The 22344-nt window shown below is 65.7% G+C and carries 21 protein-coding genes; 15 read left to right on the forward strand and 6 right to left on the reverse strand.

Features of this window, described 5'->3' with window-relative positions:
* Positions 1-77 precede the first annotated feature (77 nt).
* Genes CP958_RS12095 through CP958_RS12105 form a run of 3 tightly spaced genes read right to left on the reverse strand, consistent with a single transcriptional unit; the run spans position 78 to position 3172 of the window.
* On the reverse strand, positions 78-596 hold the full coding sequence (locus tag CP958_RS12095; RefSeq protein ID WP_242442867.1) for a ferritin family protein: 519 nt from the start codon (positions 594-596) through the stop codon (positions 78-80).
* Entirely contained in the window at positions 593-1432 is an 840-nt protein-coding gene (locus tag CP958_RS12100; RefSeq protein ID WP_096702206.1) for a 2-oxoacid:ferredoxin oxidoreductase subunit beta, read from the reverse strand. Before CP958_RS12100 ends, CP958_RS12095 begins: the two co-directional genes overlap by 4 nt.
* A 3-nt stretch (positions 1433-1435) precedes the next feature.
* Positions 1436-3172, reverse strand: coding sequence for a 2-oxoacid:acceptor oxidoreductase subunit alpha (locus CP958_RS12105; protein ID WP_170958952.1), 1737 nt, complete (start codon positions 3170-3172; stop codon positions 1436-1438).
* A 328-nt stretch (positions 3173-3500) separates the two neighbouring features.
* Here CP958_RS12105 and had point away from each other — a divergent pair, with 328 nt between their 5' ends.
* The 8 genes from had to CP958_RS12145 all read left to right on the forward strand — a co-directional run bounded on the left by had (position 3501) and on the right by CP958_RS12145 (position 11562).
* Positions 3501-4577 carry a 6-hydroxycyclohex-1-ene-1-carbonyl-CoA dehydrogenase gene (gene had / locus CP958_RS12110; protein WP_096702208.1) on the forward strand — a complete coding sequence of 359 codons (1077 nt, stop codon included), beginning with the start codon at positions 3501-3503 and terminating at the stop codon, positions 4575-4577.
* Between the two features lie 29 nt (positions 4578-4606).
* Entirely contained in the window at positions 4607-5740 is a 1134-nt protein-coding gene (gene oah / locus CP958_RS12115) for a 6-oxocyclohex-1-ene-1-carbonyl-CoA hydratase (protein ID WP_096702209.1), read from the forward strand.
* A gap of 1 nt (position 5741) precedes the next feature.
* On the forward strand, positions 5742-6521 hold the full coding sequence (locus tag CP958_RS12120; RefSeq protein ID WP_096702210.1) for a cyclohexa-1,5-dienecarbonyl-CoA hydratase: 780 nt from the start codon (positions 5742-5744) through the stop codon (positions 6519-6521).
* Between the two features lies 1 nt (position 6522).
* Entirely contained in the window at positions 6523-7698 is a 1176-nt protein-coding gene (gene bcrC / locus CP958_RS12125) for a benzoyl-CoA reductase subunit C (RefSeq protein WP_096702211.1), read from the forward strand.
* A 4-nt stretch (positions 7699-7702) separates the two neighbouring features.
* Positions 7703-9001: a benzoyl-CoA reductase subunit B gene (gene bcrB / locus CP958_RS12130; protein ID WP_096702212.1), complete on the forward strand. Its 1299-nt coding sequence runs from the start codon at positions 7703-7705 to the stop codon at positions 8999-9001.
* Positions 9002-9015: 14 nt separating this feature from the next.
* Positions 9016-10308, forward strand: a complete 1293-nt coding sequence (bcrA, locus tag CP958_RS12135; RefSeq protein ID WP_096702213.1) for a benzoyl-CoA reductase subunit A — start codon at positions 9016-9018, stop codon at positions 10306-10308.
* A gap of 21 nt (positions 10309-10329) precedes the next feature.
* Entirely contained in the window at positions 10330-11169 is an 840-nt protein-coding gene (bcrD, locus tag CP958_RS12140; protein ID WP_096702214.1) for a benzoyl-CoA reductase subunit D, read from the forward strand.
* 153 nt (positions 11170-11322) lie between these two features.
* A complete protein-coding gene (locus CP958_RS12145) occupies positions 11323-11562 on the forward strand; it encodes a YfhL family 4Fe-4S dicluster ferredoxin (RefSeq protein WP_096702215.1) in 240 nt (79 codons plus the stop codon).
* A 99-nt stretch (positions 11563-11661) separates the two neighbouring features.
* On the opposite strand, the gene CP958_RS12150 is transcribed toward CP958_RS12145, so the two are convergent.
* On the reverse strand, positions 11662-12345 hold the full coding sequence (locus CP958_RS12150; protein WP_096702216.1) for a class I SAM-dependent methyltransferase: 684 nt from the start codon (positions 12343-12345) through the stop codon (positions 11662-11664).
* 36 nt (positions 12346-12381) lie between these two features.
* On the opposite strand from CP958_RS12150, the gene CP958_RS12155 reads away from it, so the two are divergent.
* From CP958_RS12155 to CP958_RS12170, 4 genes are all read left to right on the forward strand, one after another.
* The gene (locus CP958_RS12155; RefSeq protein WP_096702217.1) at positions 12382-12933 is read left to right on the forward strand and encodes a YdcF family protein; all 552 of its coding nucleotides are present in this window, start codon (positions 12382-12384) and stop codon (positions 12931-12933) included.
* 120 nt (positions 12934-13053) lie between these two features.
* The gene (locus CP958_RS12160) at positions 13054-15006 is read left to right on the forward strand and encodes a HAMP domain-containing methyl-accepting chemotaxis protein (RefSeq protein WP_096702218.1); all 1953 of its coding nucleotides are present in this window, start codon (positions 13054-13056) and stop codon (positions 15004-15006) included.
* Positions 15007-15059: 53 nt separating this feature from the next.
* Positions 15060-16268, forward strand: coding sequence for a CoA transferase (locus tag CP958_RS12165; protein ID WP_096702219.1), 1209 nt, complete (start codon positions 15060-15062; stop codon positions 16266-16268).
* Positions 16269-16358: 90 nt separating this feature from the next.
* Entirely contained in the window at positions 16359-16823 is a 465-nt protein-coding gene (locus CP958_RS12170) for a PepSY domain-containing protein (RefSeq protein WP_096702220.1), read from the forward strand.
* Between the two features lie 43 nt (positions 16824-16866).
* Here the strand turns inward: CP958_RS12170 and CP958_RS12175 are convergent, their stop codons facing one another.
* The gene (locus tag CP958_RS12175; protein ID WP_242442869.1) at positions 16867-17262 is read right to left on the reverse strand and encodes a septal ring lytic transglycosylase RlpA family protein; all 396 of its coding nucleotides are present in this window, start codon (positions 17260-17262) and stop codon (positions 16867-16869) included.
* Between the two features lie 137 nt (positions 17263-17399).
* Positions 17400-17681, reverse strand: a complete 282-nt coding sequence (locus tag CP958_RS12180) for a septal ring lytic transglycosylase RlpA family protein (protein WP_242442870.1) — start codon at positions 17679-17681, stop codon at positions 17400-17402.
* A 303-nt stretch (positions 17682-17984) separates the two neighbouring features.
* Between CP958_RS12180 and cimA the strand changes: the two genes are divergently transcribed.
* The 3 genes from cimA to CP958_RS12195 all read left to right on the forward strand — a co-directional run bounded on the left by cimA (position 17985) and on the right by CP958_RS12195 (position 22207).
* Entirely contained in the window at positions 17985-19625 is a 1641-nt protein-coding gene (cimA, locus tag CP958_RS12185; protein ID WP_096702376.1) for a citramalate synthase, read from the forward strand.
* 14 nt (positions 19626-19639) lie between these two features.
* Positions 19640-20404, forward strand: a complete 765-nt coding sequence (locus CP958_RS12190; protein WP_096702377.1) for an RNA methyltransferase — start codon at positions 19640-19642, stop codon at positions 20402-20404.
* 120 nt (positions 20405-20524) lie between these two features.
* A complete protein-coding gene (locus tag CP958_RS12195) occupies positions 20525-22207 on the forward strand; it encodes a methyl-accepting chemotaxis protein (RefSeq protein WP_096702221.1) in 1683 nt (560 codons plus the stop codon).
* Positions 22208-22344: the final 137 nt, after the last annotated feature.

The following is a 22344-nucleotide window of genomic DNA, read 5'->3' on the forward strand; positions in this document are numbered from 1 at the left end:
ACCCGCCCTCCCCTTCTCCCCCCACCCCGAAACAAAACGCCCCGCTCTATCCGAGCGGGGCGTTGTCGTGTCGAGGATCAGTCCCCGGCTTCCCAGTTGGGATCGTCGTCGTCGTCGTCCCAATCGTCGGGGGGGACCGGCAGCTCGTCGCGCCGGGCCTGCATGACGCGGACGTGCTCCTTCTCGCGCTCCACCAGGCGGGCGGCCTCGGCCTTGACCTCCGCGAAGGGAGACTTCTCCACCAGGGCGGAGAACAGGGCCAGGGTTTCCTGCTCGTGGCGCAGCGCCAGATCGAAGGCGTGCCAGGGATACATCAGGTAATGGACGGCGTCGGGATCGGCGATCTCGGGATCGTCCTCTCCCCACGGCACGGTTTCCGGACGAGGACCGACCGAGGTCGGAAAGTCAGCGGCATGCCGCTCCTCGATATCGGCCAGTTCCGCGAAGGCTTCGGCGGTGTCGGGGTTGTTGCACGACGCCTCGAACGCTTCGGCCAGTTCGCGGTAGCGCTCCGCCGAGCGCTCTTCCATCGCACGCGCGACGGAGAGCAACTCGGCGGAGGTCTTCACCGCCCCATAATCAGGGGCACGGCTCAAAGGGTGAATTCCCGATCGAGATCGGCCACCGCGTGCGAGGCCTTCTTCTCCTTGCCGTAGGACGAACGGTTGCCGCGGTACAGGACACCGCAGTTGAAACCGTCGTCGGTCATCAGGCGGCGGGCCGCCTGGGCCGGATCGGTGGTCGGCTCGATGTTGACGCTGCGCATGGTGTTCTTCCACTCCCGCTGCTCTTCACGGAAGGTGATGCAGGGGCTCATGATCGCAACGAACGAGAAGCCGGGATGCCGGATGGCTTCCGCGATGATCTGGGCGGTGCCGTTCGGATCGCCCGAGAAGCCGCGGGCGATGAAGTTGGCACCGGCGGCCAGCGCGATGGCCAGCGGATGGAACGGGGTCATGCCGGTACCACCGGGCGGGGCCATGGCCGAGGCATCCCAATCCGACTCGGTGGTCGGCGAGGGCTGGCCCTTGGTCATGCCGTAAACCCGGTTGTCCATCACGATGTAGGTCAGGTCGACGTTGCGGCGGCAGGCGTGCAGGAAGTGATTGCCGCCGATGGAGAAGCCGTCGCCGTCACCGCCGGCCACCAGAACGGTCAGGTCGGGGCGGGCCAGCTTGAGGCCCTGGCCGACCGCGAGAGCGCGACCGTGGATGGAGTGGATGCCGTAGGTGTTGGTGTAGGCCGGAATGCGCGACGAGCAGCCGATGCCCGAGACCACCGAGGTCTCGTGCGGCTTCAAGCCCAGATCGGCGAACGCCTTGGTGATGGAGGACAGCACGGCATAGTCGCCGCAGCCCGGGCACCAGACCGGCTTGACCTCGGACTTGAAGTCCTTGGCGGAGTAGGTAGCGGTAGAATCGCAGCTGGACATGACTTACTTCCCCATCGACAGGAGGCGGGCGTGGATTTCACCGGGACGCATGGGCAGCGGACCGGGGCGGCTCAGCGCCTCGGGCCTGGCCGGCAGGTCGTATTCGCCACGCAGGTAACGGGTGAACTGGCCGAGATGGCTCTGCTCGACCACCAGGATCTTCTTCACGCCCTTCAGCGCGTCAGCCATGTGCTGCGGACGGATCGGAGAGATCAGGCGCAGCGAGATCAGCTTGGCGTTGACGCCGTCGGCGCGGGCCCGCTCCACCGCCTCGCGGGCGGCACCGGTGCACGAGCCCCAGGTGATGACGGCGATGTCGCCCTCACCCTCGATGGTGGCCCAATGATTGCCGTAGTCGAACCCGGTCAGCTTGCGCTGGCGCTTGTCCAACTGCAGGGTGTGGTCCGACGACTGCGACGACGGCGTGCCGGTCTCGGTGTGCTCGAGGCCGTCCGAGGTGTACTGGCAGCCGTCCTGGCCGGGAACCGGCATGGGCGAAATGCCCGACGCGGTGTTGGCGTAGCGCTTGAACACCTCGCCCTCGGCCGGAGCCTCGGCCTGCAGGCGCTTGCCCACGAAAGCCACGTCGGCGGGGGCATCGATGATGGCGCGGCTCTGGCCCAGGGCCTGATCGCTCATCACCAGACAGGCGGTCTGCAGGCTTTCAGCCAGATAGACGCCCCACTGGGTGGTGAAGATGCAGTCGCCCACGGAATTGGGGGCCACGACCACGTGCGGCGCGTCGCCGTGCAGGCCATAGACCGCGATGTTGAGGTCCGACTGCTCGCACTTGGTGGCGATACCGGTCGAGGGACCGACGCGCTGCACGTCGACCACCACCACGGGGGTCTCGGAGGCGACGGCCAGACCCAGGCCCTCGGTCATCAGCGACAGGCCGGGACCGGCGGTCGCGGTGATCGAGGCCTCGCCGCCATAGGAGGCGCCCAGGCACATATTGATGGAGGCCAGCTCGTCCTCGGCCTGCACGAACACGCCGCCCACCTTGGGGAGCGCGCTGGACAGGTATTCCAGCACCTCGGTGGCCGGGGTGATGGGATAGGCGGCGCAGAAGCGCACACCGCCGCGGATGGCGCCCAGGCCGGCGCCGTAATTGCCGGTGACGGTCCAACGCTTGGCGTCCTTGGCCTTGGCCGCGGCCAGGCGCTTGGAGCCGGTCAGGGTGGCGGCGGCGGCGGCACCGGCCTTCACGCCGGCCACCGAAGCCTCATAGGCGTCGGCGCGCTTCTTCTTCAGCGACTTGCCCAGCACCTCGGTCAGCGGGCCGACCGGAATGCCGATCAGCTCGGCGATGGCGCCCAGGGCGATCATGTTGGGACGGCCGCCGGGAATCTCCTTGGCCAGATCCTTCATGTGCAGGTGCACGATCTTCGCACCGGTCTTGACGTACACCTCCGGCACGTCGCCGGCGGAGGGGTCGCAGATCACCAGGCTGTTCTTGGACAGCGGCAGCTCGGCGGCGAAGCGCTGAACGCCCTGCCAGTCGATAGCCAGCATGATGTCGAAGGTGTCGTCCACCGAAGTGATGGGATCAACGCCCAGACGCACCAGAGCCGCGGCCTCGCCGCCGCGGATCTGCGGGCCGGAGGAGCGGCCGAAAAGCGCGTAGTAACCAGCCTCGGCGGCGGCGTCGAGGAACATGTTGGCGGCCGTCATCACGCCGGCACCACCACTGCCGCACATCGCGATCGAGACAGACCCAGATCCGGAACTCGTCGTCATATTCTGTTTCCCCAGATGAGGCCCCCCGAATTCCTTCGTATTGGGCCTGGCCACGGTTTAGGTTCGCCCGCGTGCCGCCCCCCACCCGCTGGACTCCCGACCAGCCATAAGGAGTTTCACGCACCGCTTTCGGGAATCGGGCATGCCGTTTCCCGGAAGCGGATGAGACTAGGTGCATACCACCCATTTGGGTCGGACCACAAGACCGCAAGCTGCACTTGACGGCTAATTCGGTATTGTGGTACGCATTTACGGAATAATACAAGGGCAGCTCACGACGCGATCATGCGCGGGGCTGGTGATAACGGGAAAAGAGAGAGGGAATCGAATGAGCACTTCCGCGTATCGTTGGATGATGACCGGCGTCGGTCAGCCCATGGTGAAGGAGCCGATGGAGCTTGCCGCCCCCGCCGCCGGAGAGGTGCAGGTCACCATCGCCGGCTGCGGCGTCTGCCACACCGATATGGACTACTATTACAACGGTGTGCGCACCAACCATCCGCTGCCGCTGGCCCTCGGCCACGAGATCAGCGGCCGTGTCACGGCGGCCGGCGCCGGCGCCGAGTCCTGGCTGGGCAAGGCCGTGATCATCTCGGCGGTGATCCCCTGCGGCGAATGCGATCTGTGCAAGCGCGGCAAGGGCACCATCTGCCGCTCGCAGAAGATGCCGGGCAACGACCTGCAGGGCGGCTTCGCCACCCACATCAACGTGCCGGCCAACGGCCTGTGCGAGGTGGACGAGGCCCGTCTCAAGGCCGCCGGCCTTGAACTGTCCGAGGTCTCCGTGGTGGCCGACGCGCTGACCACCCCCTATCAGGCGGCGGTCCAGGCCGGCATCGGCCAGGGCGATCTGGTGATCGTCATCGGCTGTGGCGGCGTGGGCGGCTACTCCGTCCAGGTGGCCTCGGCCATGGGTGCCAAGGTGGTGGCGCTGGACATCGATCCCGCCAAGCTGGAAGCGGTCAAGGCGGCGGGCGCCACCCTGACGCTTAACCCCAAGGACTTCCCCTCGACGCGCGAGATGAAGAAGGAAATCGGTGCCTTCGCCAAGGCCAACGGCCTGCGCTCCACCGAATGGATCATCATGGAATGCTCGGGCTCGGTGCCCGGCCAGCAGACCGCCTTCGACCTGATGGTTCACGGCTGCACCATCTGCGTGGTGGGCTACACCATGAACAAGGCCGAGTTCCGCCTGTCCAACCTGATGGCCTTCCATGCCCGCGCACTGGGCAACTGGGGCTGCCCGCCGGACCTGTATCCCGGCGCCCTGGATCTGGTCCTGTCGGGCAAGATCAATGTGAAGAACTTCGTCGAGCGCCGCCCGCTCGACAGCATCAACGAAACCTTCGCCGCCGTGCACGACCACAAGCTGTCGCGCCGCGCCGTGCTCTGCCCCAACACCTGAAAAAATCCGAGAGAGGGAGAAATAGGGTCATGAACAAGGAAACCGCGGCCATCGTCGCCAAGACGGCGCCCGCCCACCTCAACGATCACAACCTGGTGGTCCAGACCATCGTTCCCGGCGTGCTGTACGAGAAGCGCCCCGCCAAGCGTGCCGACGGCAGCGTGGCCGAGGGCCTGTACAACGTCTGGATCACGCTCGACAACCAGAAGCAGTACAACTCCTACACCACCGACATGGTGAAGGGCGTGATCATGGGCTTCCGCGAGGCGTCCAACGCCCGCGACGTCTCCTCGGTGGTCTTCACCGGCGCCGGCGACAAGGCGTTCTGCACCGGCGGCAACACCAAGGAATATGCCGAATACTACGCCGGCAATCCCCAGGAATACCGCCAGTACATGCGGCTGTTCAACGACATGGTCTCGGCCATCCTGGGCTGCGACAAGCCGGTGATCTGCCGCGTCAACGGCATGCGCATCGGCGGCGGTCAGGAAATCGGCATGGCCGCCGACTTCTCGGTCGCCCAGGATCTGGCCAAGTTCGGTCAGGCCGGCCCCAAGCACGGCTCGGCCCCCATCGGCGGCGCCACCGACTTCCTGCCGGTGATGATCGGCTGCGAGCAGGCCATGGTTTCCGGTTCGCTCTGCGAGCCCTGGTCGGCCCACAAGGCCTACCGCACCGGCATCATCATGGACCTGGTCCCGGCGCTGAAGGTCGACGGCAAGTTCGTCGCCAACCCGCTGGTGATCACCGACCGTTATCTCGACGAGTTCGGCAAGATCGTCCACGGCGAGTCCAAGACCGGTGCCGAACTGGCCGCCGGCAAGGAGCTGCTGAAGAAGGGCACCATCGATCTGTCGCTGCTCGACGCCAAGGTCGAGGAAATCTGCGCCAAGATCCTGCACACCTTCCCGGATTGCTTCACCAAGACCATCCAGGAACTCAGGAAGCCCAAGCTGAACGCCTGGAACGCCAACAAGGAAAACAGCCGCGACTGGCTGGGCCTCAACATGATGACCGAGGCCCGCACCGGCTTCCGCGCCTTCAACGAAGGCCCGAAGGATGACCGCGAGATCGACTTCGTGGCCCTGCGTCAGGCGCTCGCCAAGGGCGCTCCGTGGACCGCCGAGCTGATCGAGTCCCTGATCCCCAAGGCTGGTCACTAACATGGCCGAGGCGATCTCCAACTGTCTGAAGGTCTGGAAGGACCGCGAGGGGAAGCTGCTTCGGCTGCGCCTCTCGCGTCCCAAGGCCAACATCGTCGACGCCGAGATGATCGCGGCGCTCACGGCGGCGTTGGCCGAGGGCGCCTCGGACCAGCACCTGCGGGGTGTGCTCATCGACCACGAGGGGCCGCATTTCAGCTTCGGCGCCTCGGTGGCCGAGCACATGCCCGACCAGTGCGCCGCCATGCTGGCCAGCCTGCACAAGCTGGTCATCGCCATGGTCGACTTCCCGCTGCCCATCCTGGTCGCCGTGCGCGGCCAGTGCCTGGGCGGCGGCCTGGAAGTCGCCCTGGCCGGCCACATGATGTTCGTCTCGCCCGACGCCAAGCTGGGCCAGCCGGAGATCGTGCTGGGGGTGTTCGCCCCCGCCGCCTCGTGCCTGCTGCCGGAGCGCATGCCCCGCGTGGCGGCCGAGGATCTGCTCTATTCCGGCCGTTCCATCGATGGTGCCGAGGCTGCCCGGCTGGGCATCGCCAACGCGGTGGTGGACGACCCGGAGAACGCCGCTTTGGCCTGGTTCGACAACGGCCCGGTCAAGCACTCGGCGGCGTCCCTGCGTTACGCGGTCAAGGCCGCCCGTCTCGGCATGAACGAGCGGGTCAAGGCCAAGATCGCCGAAGTTGAAGCCCTTTACCTCAACGGCCTGATGGCCACCCGCGACGCTGTCGAGGGTTTGAACGCCTTTCTCGAAAAGAGGCCGGCACTTTGGGAGGACCGATAGGATGTCTGGAAAGAATAGGACCGTCGCCGACATCATGGCCGTTTGCCAGGAGATGTTCGAAGACCTGAACTTCACGTATGCCCGCAAGTGGAAGGATGCCAAGCCCGGCCGCAAGGTCGTCGGTTTCCTCCCGGTCTACTCGCCGATCGAGATGATCCATGCCGCCGGCTGCCTGCCGCTCGGCATCTTCGGCGGCGGCGACCAGATGGAAGTCATCCACGGCGACGCCTACTATCAGAGCTACATCTGCCGCATTCCGCGCTCGACCATCGAACTGGGCGTCACCAACCGTCTCGACTTCGTCGACGGCATGATCTTCCCGTTCGTCTGCGACGTGATCCGCAACCTGTCGGGCATCTGGAAGCTGATGTTCCCGAACGTGTGGTCCAAGTTCTTCGACACCCCCCAGAACTACGACAAGTCCATCGGCGGCACCTACTACGTGCAGGAGCTGAAGGAGTTGAAGGAAGGCCTGGAGACCATGACCGGCCGCAAGATCAGCGATGCTGATATCCAGCGCTCGATCGGTCTGTACAACGAGAACCGCCGCCTGATCCGCGAAGTCTACGCCTTCCGCGCCAAGCAGCCCTGGCTGGCCCCGACCTCCGAGGTCTACGTGCTGATGCGCGCCGGCCTGATGATGGACGTCGAGGAGCACAACCAGATGCTCAAGGACTACATCGCCGCCGCCTCCAAGGAAGACCGGCCGAAGCGCGACAACGTGCGCATCTCCATCTACGGCTCGTTCTGCGAGCAGCCGCCGCTGAACCTGATCAAGTCCATCGAGATGGCCGGTTGCTATGTGGTCGACGACGACTACTCACTGAACAACCGCTTCCTGATGGTCGACGTCCCCACCAGCGGCGATCCGCTGGAGGCCCTGGCCACCACCTATATCGAGAACTCGGTGGAGACCTCGTGCAAGTACGTCCCCGACGGCAAGGTCAAGGGCCAGTTCCATGTGGACGCGGTCAAGGCCTGCGGTGCCGAGGGCGTGATCTACGCGACCCCCAGCTTCTGTGATCCGGCCCTGCTGGACCGTCCGATGGTCTGCAACAAGCTGTCGGAAGCCGGCATCCCCTACATCGCCTTCAAGTACGCCGAAAACTCTGGCCAGATGCAGCCGATCCGCGAGCAGGCTGGCACCTTCGCCGATTCCATCAAGCTGTGGAGCTGACATCATGAGCAAGCCTGAAGCCGTCAAAGAGCCGTCGATGGAAATGCAGAAGGCGATGATCGCTCGTAACTACGATGCGATCACGTCCAAGCACGAAACCGGCCGCAAAGTGTCCTCCACCTTCGTTCCGGGCAACCTGAACGAGCTGTTGATGTGTTTCGACATCGTCAACAACCTGCCCGAAATCAACGCCATCCAGGCCGGCATGCGCAAGGCCTCGGGCGGCTACATCATGGAGGCCGAGAAGTCCGGCCATTCCGAAGACGTCTGCACCTACGTGAAGGCGGATATCGGCCAGATGTCCAAGGGCAACATCGCCCCCAACGGCAAGCCCTATCCCAACCCGGACGTGCTGATGCTCAGCTACACCGGCTGCTACACCTTCATGAAGTGGTTCGAGCTGCTGCGTGAAGAGTACAAGTGCCCGACCCTGATGCTGCACGTCCCCTACGAGGGTGACGGCCACTCCACCAAGAACATGCGCGACTACATCGTCAAGCAGCTCAAGGAAGTGGTCATTCCGGGCCTGGAGCAGGTCTCGGGCGTCAAGTTCGACATCGACCGCCTGCGCCAGTACCTGCGCAACTCGGCCAAGGCCGAGGACAACCTGGTGTGGTGCCTGGAGCAGGGCAAGAACAAGCCGTCGCCCATCGACGCCTATTTCGGCGGCGTGTACTACATCGGCCCGATCTTCACCGCCTTCCGCGGCACCGAGGATGCGGTCACCTACTACGAGATGCTGCGCAAGGAAGTGCAGAATCGCGTCGAGAACCATCAGGGCCCGCTGACCCCCGAGGGCACCTACTTCAACGACCAGAAGTATCGTCTGATCGTCGAAGGCCCGCCCAACTGGACCAACTTCCGCGAGTTCTGGAAGATGTTCTATGACGAGGGTGCGATCGTGGTCGCTTCGTCCTACACCAAGGTGGGTGGCCTTTATGACCAGGGTTTCCGTCACGATCCGGACAACCCCTTGGAATCCCTGGCTGATTACTGCCTGGGCTGCTACACCAACCTCAACCTGCCGACCCGCGTCGATCTGCTGGCCAAGTATGTCGAGGAATACGAGGCCGACGGCCTGCTGATCAACTCGATCAAGAGCTGCAACAGCTTCTCGGCCGGCCAGCTGATGATCATGAAGGAAGTCGAGCGCCGCACCGGTCGCCCGGGTGCCTTCATCGAAACCGACCTGGTCGATCCGCGCTACTTCTCGGCGGCCAACGTCAAGAACCGCCTGGAAAGCTACTTCCAGATGATCGAGCAGAAGCGCCGCGGCGGCGGCTCCAAGACCGTGGCCGCGTAAGGGAGGAATGAACAATGCGTTGTTTCATCGGCATTGACCTGGGCTCCACCACCACCAAGGCGGTGGTCATGGATGAGAACCTGCAGGTCATGGGACGCGGTATCACCAACTCGCGTTCCAACTACGACACCGCGGCAGCCGTTTCCAAGCAGGAAGCGCTGATCGACACCCGTCTCACTCTGTTCCGCCGGGCGCTTGGCTCGGTGCCGGAAGTGTCGGGCAAGGTCGACGACATCCTCTCGGATCTCGAGCGCAACTTCCGTCACGTCCAGTTCCTCGAGCAGCTCGAGGATCTGGAGCAGACCTGCGTCGCCAACATCAAGGGGCCGCGCTTCGCCGGCCGCGAGAAGGTGGTGATCGAGGCGCTGGAAGGCACCTTCAAGCGCCTGCGTGAAAGCTCGGCCGCCCAGTACGCCCCCGGCGTCAAGCGCAAGTCGGACTTCTTCCGCGATCTGGCCGGCGCCGAGTTCATGAGCCACGGCGAGGCGGTGTGCAAGGAGGCCGGTCTCGGCTTCGACCTGATCCTCAACATCTATGACAAGTCGATCATCGAAGTCGAAAACCGTCCGCCGGCCGGCGACATGGAGGGCAAGTTCGTCCGCGCCCTGGAAAAGGGCACCATGACCGGTTCCTCGATCCTGGCCCCGGTGCAGTCGGCCCTCGCCATTCCGCTGGAAGAGACCTACGTGGTCGGCACCGGCTATGGCCGCGTCCGCCTGCCCTTCCCCAAGGAGCACATCCGCTCCGAGATCCTGTGCCACGGCCTGGGCGCTCACATGATGTATCCGGACACCCGCACGGTGCTGGACATCGGCGGCCAGGACACCAAGGGCATTCAGGTGGATCCGGTGGGTATCGTCGAGAACTTCCAGATGAACGATCGTTGCGCCGCCGGTTGCGGCCGTTATCTGGGCTACATCGCCGACGAGATGAACATGGGCCTGCACGAACTCGGGCCGCTGGCCATGAAGTCGAACAAGCAGGTCCGCATCAACTCGACCTGCACCGTGTTCGCGGGTGCCGAGCTGCGTGACCGTCTGGCTCTGGGCGAAAAGCGCGAGGACATCCTGGCCGGTCTGCACCGCGCCATCATCCTGCGCGCCATGTCCATCCTGTCGCGTGCCGGCGGCGTCAAGGACCAGTTCACCTTCACCGGTGGCGTCGCCAAGAACGAGGCGGCGGTGCGCGAGCTGCGCAAGCTGATCAAGGAAAACTACGGCGACGTGACCATCAACATCGATCCGGACTCGATCTACACCGGCGCTCTCGGCGGGGCTACCTTCGCCGTCCGCGCGGTCGTCAACTAATCGGGAAGGGAGGAGACACCAATGTCTGAACTTATCACTACCGGTGTTGACATCGGTTCGGGTTGCATCAAGACCGTCGTCTTCAAGGTCAATGGCGACAAGGTCGAGTGGCTGGGCAAGGAAACCGCGCGTATCCGTAACCGCGACCCCTTCCAGCTGACCACCGAAGCCTATGACCACATGCTGAAGACCGCCGGCGTCGACAAGGGTGACGTCGCCTATGTGGCGTCCACCGGCGACGCCGAGAACCTGAAGTTCGCCACCGGCCACTTCTACTCCATGACCACCCACGGCCGTGGCGGCCTGTACCTCAACCCGGAAGCCCGTGCGGTGCTCGATATCGGAGCGCTGAACGGCCGTGCCATCCGCATGGATGGCGCCGGCAAGGTGCTGTCCTACAAGATGACCAGCCAGTGCGCCTCGGGCTCGGGCCAGTTCCTCGAGAACATCGCCCGCTATCTGGGTATCGCCCAGGACGAGATCGGCTCGCTGTCCATGAAGGCCGATGACCCCGAGAAGGTGTCGTCCATCTGCGCCGTGCTGGCGGAGACCGACGTCATCAACATGGTGTCGCGCGGCATCTCGGCCTCGAACATCCTCAAGGGCATTCACGTGTCCATGGCGGTGCGTCTGGCCAAGCTGCTGAAGTCCATCGGCGCCGTTGACGGCATCGTGCAGGTCACCGGCGGTCTGGCCCTCGATACGGGTCTGGTCGCGGCCCTGAACGAAGCCGCCGAGCAGGAGAAGGTCAACCTGAAGGCCGTGTCCCACCCGGACTCGATCTATGCCGGCGCCATCGGTGCCGCGCTGTGGGGTGCCTTCCGTCACGAAAAGCTGGCCCGTCTGGGTCAAGCGGCGTAATATGCGCCCGGCGGTCCTCTCCAGACGCTTGGAATCCAAGCGTCTGGATAAGGAGATCCGCCGATTTACCGAATTGTCTGGCCCCGGTCACCCGCGACCAACGCGGGGGCCGGGGACGGCCATAGTGGGGTTGCGAGGAGAGAGGAAAAACCCATGTCCCTGAAGATTACCGACGACTGCACCAGCTGCGACGCCTGCGTCTCCGCTTGCCCGAATGAGGCCATTTCCGCTGGCGACGTGATCTATGTGATCGACGCGTCCCGCTGCTCCGAGTGCGTCGGCGCCGAAGACAGCCCGCAGTGCCAGATGGTCTGCCCGGCCGATTGCATCGTTCAGCACGAAGTCGAGTCCAAGGATGTCCTGCTGGCCAAGTACAAGGCCATCCACGGCTGACCTTGAGGCCTCCGGCCAAAGGTTCGAAACCCCCGCCGGTCCGCCGGCGGGGGTTTTCTCGTTCAAGGCGGGATGGCTCACCGCCCGTCCGGGCCGCGCTTATTCCTTGCGCAGCAGGTTGACCCGCATGGGCTGCTCGAAGACGAAACCGCCGCCCTCCGCCGGAATCGCCAGACGGGCGAAGCGCTCGCGCATCTCCCCGTCCAGTTCGGCGAATTTGGCCTCGCGCTCGGTGTTGGCCGAGATGATCTTGTCGCGGAAGGCCTCGTAGTCCCGAAGCATCATGGGGTGGATGTAGGTGAACTCGCTGGCCTCCTCCAGCCCGTGGACCCAGGCTCCCTTGACCGAGGCCAGGGCGGCCCCCCTCACCCAGGTCTCGTCATCGATGGGCCGCACCGCCTCGAAGAAGGCCCCCCAGGGCAGGGGCTCGGAGACATAGACCTCGCCGCCGGGCTTGAGCACGCGGGCCGCCTCGGCCAGGGCCTTGGCCTGGAAGGCGATGGGGATGTGGTGCAGCGAGTTGAAGAACACCACCGTATCGGCGCTTTCGTCATCGACGGGCAGGTCTTGGCCCACGCCCTCGACGATCTCCTCGTCGGCGACCTGGGCGGCGGCGCGTGCCTTGGCCAGTTGGCGCGGGCTGCATTCCACCCCAAGGACGCGGGCGCCGAAGCGGGCCAGCACGCGCACCAGCCCCCCGTCGCCGCAGCCCACGTCGATGACCCGCTTGCCATCCAGGGCCAGGGTCTCCACGATGACGTCGGTGTTGCGGCGTTTGTCCATGACACTCTCCATAAATCCGTTGCCCCCAGTTAAGAGATGTCCGCCGCTTCTGTCGATAGCCCAGTCGGCCTCTATGATGCCGCCATCATCCTCGGAGCCATGGTGCGCCCCGACGGCAGCCCCAGCCCGGCGCTGGTCGGGCGGGTCGGGCACGGGGTGCGGCTGCTGCGCGAGGGCCGGGTCGGTCATCTGCTGATGAGCGGCGGCGCGGTGCGCCATGCGATCCCCGAGGCCCACGTGATGCGCGAGCTGGCTCTGAGCACCGGCATCGCCGCCGAGCGGGTCCATGTGGAGGATGCCTCGGTCAACACCATCGGCAACGCCCTGCTGTCGCGGCCCCTGGTGGAGGAACGGGGCTGGCGCCGTCTGGCCGTGGTGACCGACGCCTGCCACATGGCGCGCTCACTCTATATCTTCCACCGCCTCGGCCTGCCGGTCCGGCCCGCCCCCGCCTGGCCCGAGACCACGCCGGGGCCCGAATGGTATCTGGCCTGGGCGCGCGAGGCCCTGGCCCTGCCCTGGACGATCATCCGGGTGGAGAGGTTGAAATTGAAGCGGGCTTCCGCTCGGCCGGCTTCCGGCAATTGATAATCACAACACCTCCATTATATACATAACCTCTGGTTCTCGCCGCCACGACGCATGGTCACCCCGGGAAACGGATAAGTATGGCCATGGCGGGATTGACCTGGCCCGATGGAGGGACGCATGAGCCAACTCTCGATCCGCGTCCGCATCGCCTCGTTGGCGGCGGCAGGCATCATCATGATCGGCATGGTGACCGGTTTGATGTTCTGGTCCATGAAGCGACTGGACGAAGTGGATGCCAAGACCAGGGCCTACGACGCCGTCGTCCTTGCCAGCAAGGATATGTGGGGCGGCAGCCTGGAAGTACGACGCCACGAAAAGGACTTCCTGATCCGCCGTGACGTCAGATATGCCGACCAGGCCCTGACGGCGGCGGAGCAGGTGGTGGCGCGCGCCGGCCGGTTGGAAAAGATTCCCGAAGCCGCTCCTGTGGTGGACCACATCGGGGCCATCCGAAGCGGAACGGCGACCTATGTCGGGAAGATGCACAACGTTCAGGCCAGCATGGTTACCGCCGGACTGGACGAAAAATCCGGTATGCAGGGCGAACTGCGCGAAGCCGTCCACGCGGTCGAGAGGGTGATCTCGGATTCGGGCGAACAGGACCTCATGGTCCATATGCTGATGTTACGCCGCCACGAAAAGGATTACCTGCTGCGCGGGCAAGTGGATTACCTCGCCAAGCTGGAGGCCGAGCACAAGGCTTTCCTGGGCAGCCTGGGGCGCTCCGCCCTCGCTCCCGCCCGCAAAGCCGAGCTGCAGGGCCTGATCGACACCTATCTGGCCAAGGCGCGCCTGATGATCGAGGCGGACCAGACCCTGCGCCGGGACATCGCCGCCCTCAGCGCCGCCTATGCCGCCTTCACTCCCGCCTTCGACAAGATCGTCGAGTTCGCCGATGCCCAGGAAAACCTCGTCCGAGCCGAGAATGACCATGTCCGCCACAACGTCACGATGGTTGCCACGGCCCTCAGCGGAACGGCCACCCTGCTCTTCATCGTGCTGGCCACCGTCATCGGCCGGTCCATCGTCCGGCCGGTCAAGGGCATCACCGGCGTGATGACCGCCCTGTCGGGGGGTGACCGCCAGATCACCGTGCCCTATGCCGACAACCGCGATGAGATCGGCGAGATGGCCCGCTCAGTCCAGGTGTTCAAGGACGGCCTCATCCGCGCCGAACAACTGGAGGCCGAGGCCCGTGCCGAGCAGGAACGCGAAGTCCAGCGCGGCCGCAAGCGCGAACTGCTGACCGCCGATTTCGACGTGATGATCCGCCGGGTGATCGCCAAGGTGGACAGCACGGTGCAGAACGTCCACTCCACCTCCAGCAGCCTGCACGCCGCCGCCGAGCAGACCAGCCGCCAGAGCGCCGCCGTGGCCGCCGCCGCCGAGGAGGCCTCCTCCAACATCCAGACCGTGGCCAGCGCCGCCGAGGAACTGGGCGTCTCCACCCAGGAAATCAGCCGCCGGGTGCAGGACACCACCCGCATCACCCAGGAAGCGGTGGACGGCGTGCAGACCGCCGACGCCACCGTGGAAGGCCTGTCCACCGCCGCCCAGAAGATCGGCGAGATCGTCGGCCTGATCACCGATATCGCGGCACAGACCAACCTGCTGGCCTTGAACGCCACCATCGAGGCGGCCAGGGCCGGCGAGGCCGGAAAAGGCTTCGCCGTCGTCGCCAACGAGGTCAAGCACCTCGCCACCCAGACCGCCAAGGCCACCAGCGAGATCGCCGAGCAGATCGGCGGTATCCAGAGCACCACCCAAAGCGCCGTCGCCGCCATCAAGACGGTGGGCGCCGCCATCGGCCGGGTGGACGAGGTGGTGTCGTCCATCGCCGCCGCCGTCGAGGAGCAGAACGCCGCCACCCAGGAAATCGTCCGCAACGTCCAGGAAGCCGCCAACGGCAATCACGAGGTGACCAGCAACATCACCGAGGTGTCGTCGGCCGCGCGGATGACCGGCGAGATGGCCTCCAGCATGTCCACCGTGGCGGAAGACATGAAGGAAGCCGGTACCAGCCTGGGCAAGCACGTGGAAACCTTCCTCGGCAGCGTCAAGACCGTGTAGATCGGCCGAGATCGGGCGTGGTATCAAGACGGCCCCATTGCCGGCGAGACACCATGCCCCACCCGAAACGCCCCCTGGACGGCATTCGCGTCCTCGATATCGCCACCTTCATCGCCGCTCCCTATGCCGCCGCCATCCTGGGCGAGTTCGGCGCCGAGGTGATCAAGGTGGAGCAGCCGGCCGGTGGCGATACCTTCCGCCGCTTCGGCTCCATCACCGAACGCGAGGGCGATTCGCTGATGTGGCTGTCCGAGGCGCGCAACAAGGATTCGGTGACGCTGGACCTCAGGAAGCCCGAAGGCCGCGCCCTGTTCCTCCAACTGGCGGCACGCGCCGACGTCATCGCCGAGAATTTCCGCCCCGGCACCCTGGAGAAATGGGGACTGGGCTGGGAGGAACTGCGCCGGGTCAATCCCGGCCTGGTCATGCTGCGCATCTCGGGCTACGGCCAGACCGGCCCCTACAAGGACCGCCCCGGCTTCGCCCGCATCGCCCATGCCTTCGGCGGCCTGTCCTATCTGGCCGGCATGCCGGGCGACGTCCCGGTGACGCCGGGCTCGACCTCGCTGGCCGATTACATGAGCGGCCTTTACGGCGCCATCGGCGTGTTGCTGGCCCTCAGGCATCGGGACGCCACCGGCGAGGGGCAGGTCATCGATCTCGCCCTCTACGAATCCGTATTCCGCGCCCTGGACGAGATCGCCCCGGCCTACGCCATGCTCGGCAAGGTGCGCGAGCGGGAGGGCGCCGGCACGGTCAATGCCTGCCCCCACGGCCATTTCCGCTGCGGCGACGGTAAATGGGTGGCGCTGGCCTGCACCACCGACCGCATGTTCGCCCGCCTGTGCGAGGCCATGGAGCGGCCCGAACTGGCCGACCCGGCCAAATGGGGCCTGCTGCGCCAGCGGCTGGCCGAGCGGGCCGACGTCGACGCCCTGGTCGGCCACTGGACCGCCACCCGCCCGCGCGAGACGGTGATGGAATTGTGCCTGGAGTTCGAGGTTCCGGCCGCGCCGCTCAACACCATCGCCGACATCTTCGAGGACCCGCAATTCCAGGCGCGCGACAATCTGCTGCGGGTGGCCAACGCGGTGCTGGGCAGCGTGGTGGTGCCCGGCGTGGTGCCCAAGCTGTCGGCCACTCCCGGCCGGGTCGAGCATCTCGGCCCCCGCCTGGGCGAGGGCAACGCCCGAATCTATGGCGGGCTGCTGGGCCTGAGCGAGGAGGAGATCGCCGGGTTGAAGGAGAAGGGCGTTATCTGAACGCCGCATGAACCGGCGGTTCAGCTCCGGTTGGGGCGGCCTGGGGCACACTGTCTCCAGTTGAATGCCCCACCAATCGGAGACACCGCCATGTTGACCAAGACCGCCCTGATCGCCGCCACCGTTACCGGCCTCGCCCTGACCTCGATCGCCCAGGCCAAGGACAAGCCGGCCGGCGATATCCTGCCTCCCGCCGTCATCCTCAACCAGATGGTGGCCGACGGCCACGACCTGCGTGCCCTCGACCGCGATCATGGCCGCTATCTCGCCACCGTGCGGGCACCGTCCGGTCAGTTGGCCACCTTCTCGGTGGATGCCCGCACCGGCGAGCTGCTGCCCGAGGCGGCCCGTCTCAGCACCGCCACCACGCCGGAAACCGGTACCAGCGCGGTCAAAGCCATGCTGGCCGCCGCCGAGCAGGGCCACTGGAATCTGTCCGAACTGGAATGGAAGAACGACGGCTATGTGGTCGAGGCCCGCGATGACAGCGGCGCCAAGGCCCACTTCCAGGTGGATGCGGCCACCGGAACGGTGACCAAGGCCACCCATCGCTGAAGCGATGACGGACGCCCGGGGCCATATGGCCCCGGCGCTTCCGCTATTCCGTCATCCCCACCACCTGCATCTTGACCGGTACCGCCCCCAGGTAGCTCATGTGCAGCCGCCTGGCCGCCGCCCGCGACAGGTCGATGGAGCGCCCAGCGGCATAGGGACCGCGATCGGTGACCACCACGATCACCGACTTCTTGCGGTCGGGCCGCGAGACCTCGAGCAGCGTGCCGAACGGCAGCGTGGGATGGGCGGCGGTCAACGCCTTGGGGTCGAATTTCTCACCGCTGGCGGTACGGTTACCCTTGAAGCCCGGCCCGTACCAGGAAGCGATGCCGTAGCTTTCGCGCCCCAGGGCCGCCGCTCCGGCCATCTCAGCCGAAGCCGGAAGAGACGTGGCCGCCACCAGGAGTGCGGCCAATGCCGCCGTCTTGATCGCCTTCATCGTGTCAGTCCTGCATCCTGCCTGCATTGAAGTGCGGGGCATTCTGCCCAGGGTTTTCCTAACATGGGTGAAGGAGATACAGGACTGCGAATGAGATGTAAATATGCCTTACTATCCATTTACAATTCATTAGTTCTTTAGTCGGCCGAGCCGATCACCCGCAGGGAAACGAAGGCGGTCCCCTCCCCCGTCATGCCCAGGCGCCGGGCCGCCGCCTCGGAGACGTCGAGCACCCGGCCGCCCCCCGGACCGCGATCATTGATGCGCACCACGACGCTTCTGCCATGGTCCGGCCGGGAAACCTCCACCAGGGTGCCCATGGGCAGAAAGGGATGGGCCGCCGTCAGGTCGGCGGGGTCAAAGCGCTCGCCACTGGCGGTATGACGACCGCGATACTTGGCCCCATACCAAGACGCCATACCGGTCGTATCAGAATCACTACGAATATAGGCAATATCACTGGCGAAACAGTCAAACACCGTGAGCGTCATCACACAGGCCGATATGGTCTTTATACATATGCCCCTCATTACGCTCATTGTGAATTACCTCACATTCTCTCGTCACACCCTCCCTGTTCATAGAGCAATCCTTTCCAACGAACCGTGAGACTCATCACAGTTGCCGGCGAAATCAAAAACGGTAAGCCCTTGCCCAATACCCCCCTGATGGGGCATGTTTCCACCCTTTCCCCAATGTTTTCCGGGCGGATCGAGATCGTCATGGCCGAGCGCGTTTACCTCTATGACACCACCCTGCGCGACGGCGCGCAGACTCAGGGAGTGGATTTCTCCGCCGCCGACAAGGTGCGGATCGCGCGCGAGCTGGACCGAATCGGCATCGACTACGTCGAGGGCGGCTGGCCGGGGGCCAATCCCACCGATGACGCCTTCTTCGCCGACCCGCCTGCCTTCAAGCGCTCGCGCCTGACCGCCTTCGGCATGACCCGGCGGGCCGGACGCTCGGCCGACAACGATCCGGGGCTCAACGCCCTGCTGGTCACCCCGGCCCGCGTCGCCACCATGGTGGGCAAGAGCTGGGACTTCCAGGTCACCGTGGCGCTGGGCATCGAGCTGGACGAGAACCTGCGGATGATCGCCGATTCCGTGAAGCACGCCCTGACCAAGGTGGACGAGGTGATGTTCGATTCCGAGCATTTCTTCGACGGCTACAAGGCCAACCCCGCCTACGCCCTGTCGGCGGCCAAGGCCGCCTATGATGCCGGCGCCCGCTGGGTGGTGCTGTGCGATACCAACGGCGGCACCCTGCCGCACGAGATGCGGCGCATCGTCGGCGAAGTGATCAAGGGCGGCATCCCCGGCTCCCATCTGGGCGTCCACTGCCACAATGATTCCGACACGGCGGTGGCCAATTCGCTGGCCGCCGTCGAGGCCGGCGTGCGTCAGATCCAGGGCACCCTGAACGGCCTGGGCGAGCGTTGCGGCAACGCCAACCTGATCTCCATCATCCCGGCCCTGATGCTGAAGATGGGCTTTAACACCGGCATCGCGCCCGAGGACCTGAAGAATCTGGTCTCGGTATCGCGCGCCCTGGACGAGGTGCTGGACCGCACCCCGTCGCGCGGCCAGCCCTATGTCGGCAGTTCGGCCTTCGCCCACAAGGGCGGCCTGCACGTCTCCGCCGTGGCCAAGGACCCCAAGTGCTACGAGCACATCGACCCCACCTCGGTGGGCAATGTGCGCCACATCGTCATGTCGGATCAGGCCGGCCGCTCCAATCTGGTGGCGCGCATGGCCGAGATCGGCGTCGACCTCGACCACGTCAAGAAGGAAGGCCTGGTCCGCGTCGTCGAGCAGATGCAGGTTACCTTCGACGCCCGCGAGGCCACCGATCTGGTCGATCTGGTCAAGCGACTGGAACACGAGGGCTATGCCTACGATCAGGCCGCCGCCAGCTTCGAGCTGCTGGTGCGCCGCGCCCTGGGCGAGGTGCCGGAATACTTCCAGCTGGAACGCTACCGCGTCATCGACGAGCGGCGCCGCAACGCCCGCGGCGACTGGATCACCCTGTCCGAGGCCACGGTCAAGGTCGAGGTCGGCGGCACCGAATACATGGAGGTGGGCGAAGGCACCGGCCCGGTTCACGCCTTCGACGTGGCGCTCAGGAAGGTGCTGACCCGGGTCTATCCGGCGCTGACCGCGCTCGAGCTCAAGGACTACCGGGTGCGCATCACCGAAAGCACGGTGGGCACCGCCGCCAAGACCCGCGTCACCATCGAGAGCGAGGACGACAAGGGCCATCGCTGGACCACGGTGGGCGTGCATACCAACGTGCTGGAAGCCTCGCTGGAAGCCCTGCAGGATTCCATCACCTTCATGCTGTTCCACTTCAAAGACGAGTGATGCCGGAACATCCGATGACCGACACCGCCGCCCCCGGCCCCGCCATCATCCTGGTACGGCCGCAACTGTCCGAGAACATCGGCACCGCCGCGCGGGCCATGCTCAATTGCGGCCTGACCGACATGCGCATCGTGGCGCCGCGCGAGGGCTGGCTCAACGAAAAGGCCATCGCGAGCGCCTCGGGCGCCGACCGCGTCCTGCTGTCGGCCAAGATCTTCGAGCAGACCAAGGACGCCGTCGCCGACCTCAACCGGGTGTGGGCCACCACGGGGCGCGACCGCTACATGACCAAGCCGGTGGACACCCCGCGCGAGGCCGCCGCCCACATGCGCATCGCCCATGGCGAGGGCCAGAGGTTCGGCGTGCTGTTCGGTCCCGAGCGCACCGGCCTCGAGAATGACGACGTGGCGGTGGCCGATACCGTGCTGACCGTGCCGCTCAATCCCGAGTACTGCTCGCTCAATCTGGCCCAGGCGGTGCTGCTGATCTCATACGAATGGCATCAGTGTGGCGTCGCCGGCTCGCTGCCCCCCATGACCAAGGGATCGGAAGGCCCGGCCTCCAAGGAGAAGCTGATCTTCTTCTTCGAGCACCTGGAGCGCGAACTGGATGCCTGCGGCTTCCTGCGGGTATCCGACAAGCGCCCGGTGATGGTTCGCAACATCCGCAACATGTTCCAGCGCGCCAACCTGACCGGGCAGGAGATTCAGACCCTGCACGGCATCGTCCATGAACTTGTGACCTACCGGCACAAGAGGGGAAAAATAGAATCTCCCTAAATTACGGTTTTCCACATCGACCAAATTTCATATGTGGATCACCGTAATTGTCCCACACCGTGGGGCCTGACTATTAGTTTCCTCCAATAACGAAAAATATTCGTCATTCAGGGGGCACTAATGCTGCAACGCATCAGGTTCGGCGCTCGTCTATCCATATTGCTGATCATCGCCATCTCGTTACTGTCGGCGGTCGGCGCCGCCGGCATGCTGGGCGGCAAGCGCGTCGCCGGCGGCATCGAGGCGGTCTATGGCGCGCGGGTGGTCCCCATGGGCCAGTTGGCCCGCGTGCTGGATTCCGTCCATCGCATCCAGGGCGCCGTGGCCACCGTGCTGCAGAGCGAAAGCCGCCTGACCCTGGAACGCATGTCCAAGGACATCGAGGCCATGGATGCCGAGGCGGACGGGCTGTGGAAGGCCTATGCCTCCGACAGCCACAGCGCCGAGGAAAAGGCCCTGAGCGCCGCCTTCCAGTCGGCCTTCGACGGTTACCGCGGCGCCTACCGGTCGACTCTCAGGCAGTTCGGCGACGGCGACGCCTTCGGTGCCCGCGAGACCATGACCGAGGAGACCACCGGCCGCTACAACGAGGCCACCGCCGCCGTGCGCGCCCTGATGGACAAGGAGATCGGCCTGGCCAGGGACGAGTTCCTCTCGGCCATGGACACCTACCGCTCCACCAGCACCGCCTCGGCCTGGGTGATCGCCCTCGGCGTCCTGGCCCTGGGCGGCCTCACCCTGGCGGTGACCCGCTCCATCACCGTACCGGTACAAGACGCCATCGGCACCATGGGACGGCTGGCCGGCGGCGACACCCAGGTGGAGGTGACCGGCACCCATCGCCGCGACGAGATCGGCGATATCGCCCGCGCCGTCCAGACCTTCAAGGACCACGCCATAGAAGTGGAAAACCTGCGCCGCAGCCAGTTGGAGGCCGAGCGCAACGCCAGCGAGGAGCGCCGCCTCGCCCGGGTCCGCATGGCCGACGAGTTCGATTCCACCGTGCGCGGCGTGGTGGACTTCGTCACCAATGCCTCGGCCCGCATGGAAGAAGCGGCCCGTTCGCTGCAGGAGATGACCCAGTCGGCCGGCCGCGACGCCGCCTCGGTGGGCCAGGCGGCCGAGACCGCCTCGTCCAACGTGGATTCGGTGGCCGCCGCCGCCGAGCAGTTGACCGCCTCCATCGCCGAGATCAGCCGCCAGGTGAACGAGTCCACCTCCATCTCGCGGGAGGCGGTCGCGGAGTCCGAACGCACCAACCGCATCATGTCGGGACTGTCCGACGCGGCGGCGCGCATCGGCGACGTGGTGCGGATGATCAACGCCATCGCGGCGCAGACCAACCTTCTGGCCTTGAACGCCACCATCGAGGCGGCCAGGGCGGGCGAAGCCGGCAAGGGCTTCGCCGTGGTGGCCGGCGAGGTCAAGGGACTGGCCAGCCAGACCGCCAAGGCCACCGGAGAGATTTCCGAGCAGATCGCCGCCATCCAGGCGGAGACCGGCAAGGCGGCCGGCGCCATCGGCCATGTGGGCGAGGTCATCGAGCGCATGAGCCGCATCGCCGACGCCATCTCCCAGGCGGTGGAGCAGCAGGCCGAGGCCGGCCGGGAAATCGCCCGCAGCGCCGAGCAGGCGGCGCGCGGCACCAGCGACGTCACCCGCAGCCTGGGCGATGCCGTGGGCGCGGTCTCGGCCGCCGGAACCTCGTCGTCGGAGGTGCTGGGCACGGCGCGGCAACTGTCGGGCGGCGCCGCCGACCTCAGCCGGGCGGTGGAGGGCTTCGTCGCCAAGATTCGGGCTTGAAAAACCTCGCCCGATCCGTATAGTGCGCCCCTTCTCCTCCCGAGAAAGCGGGTGGCCGGCCGTTTGGCGCGTCCACCCCTCCCCGTCCCTTGGGGCGGATCAGGACTATCGGGACAAACGCCAATAGGCTGATCAAT

Source organism: Magnetospirillum sp. 15-1, assembly GCF_900184795.1.
In the GTDB taxonomy this organism is placed as follows: Bacteria; Pseudomonadota; Alphaproteobacteria; order Rhodospirillales; family Magnetospirillaceae; genus Phaeospirillum.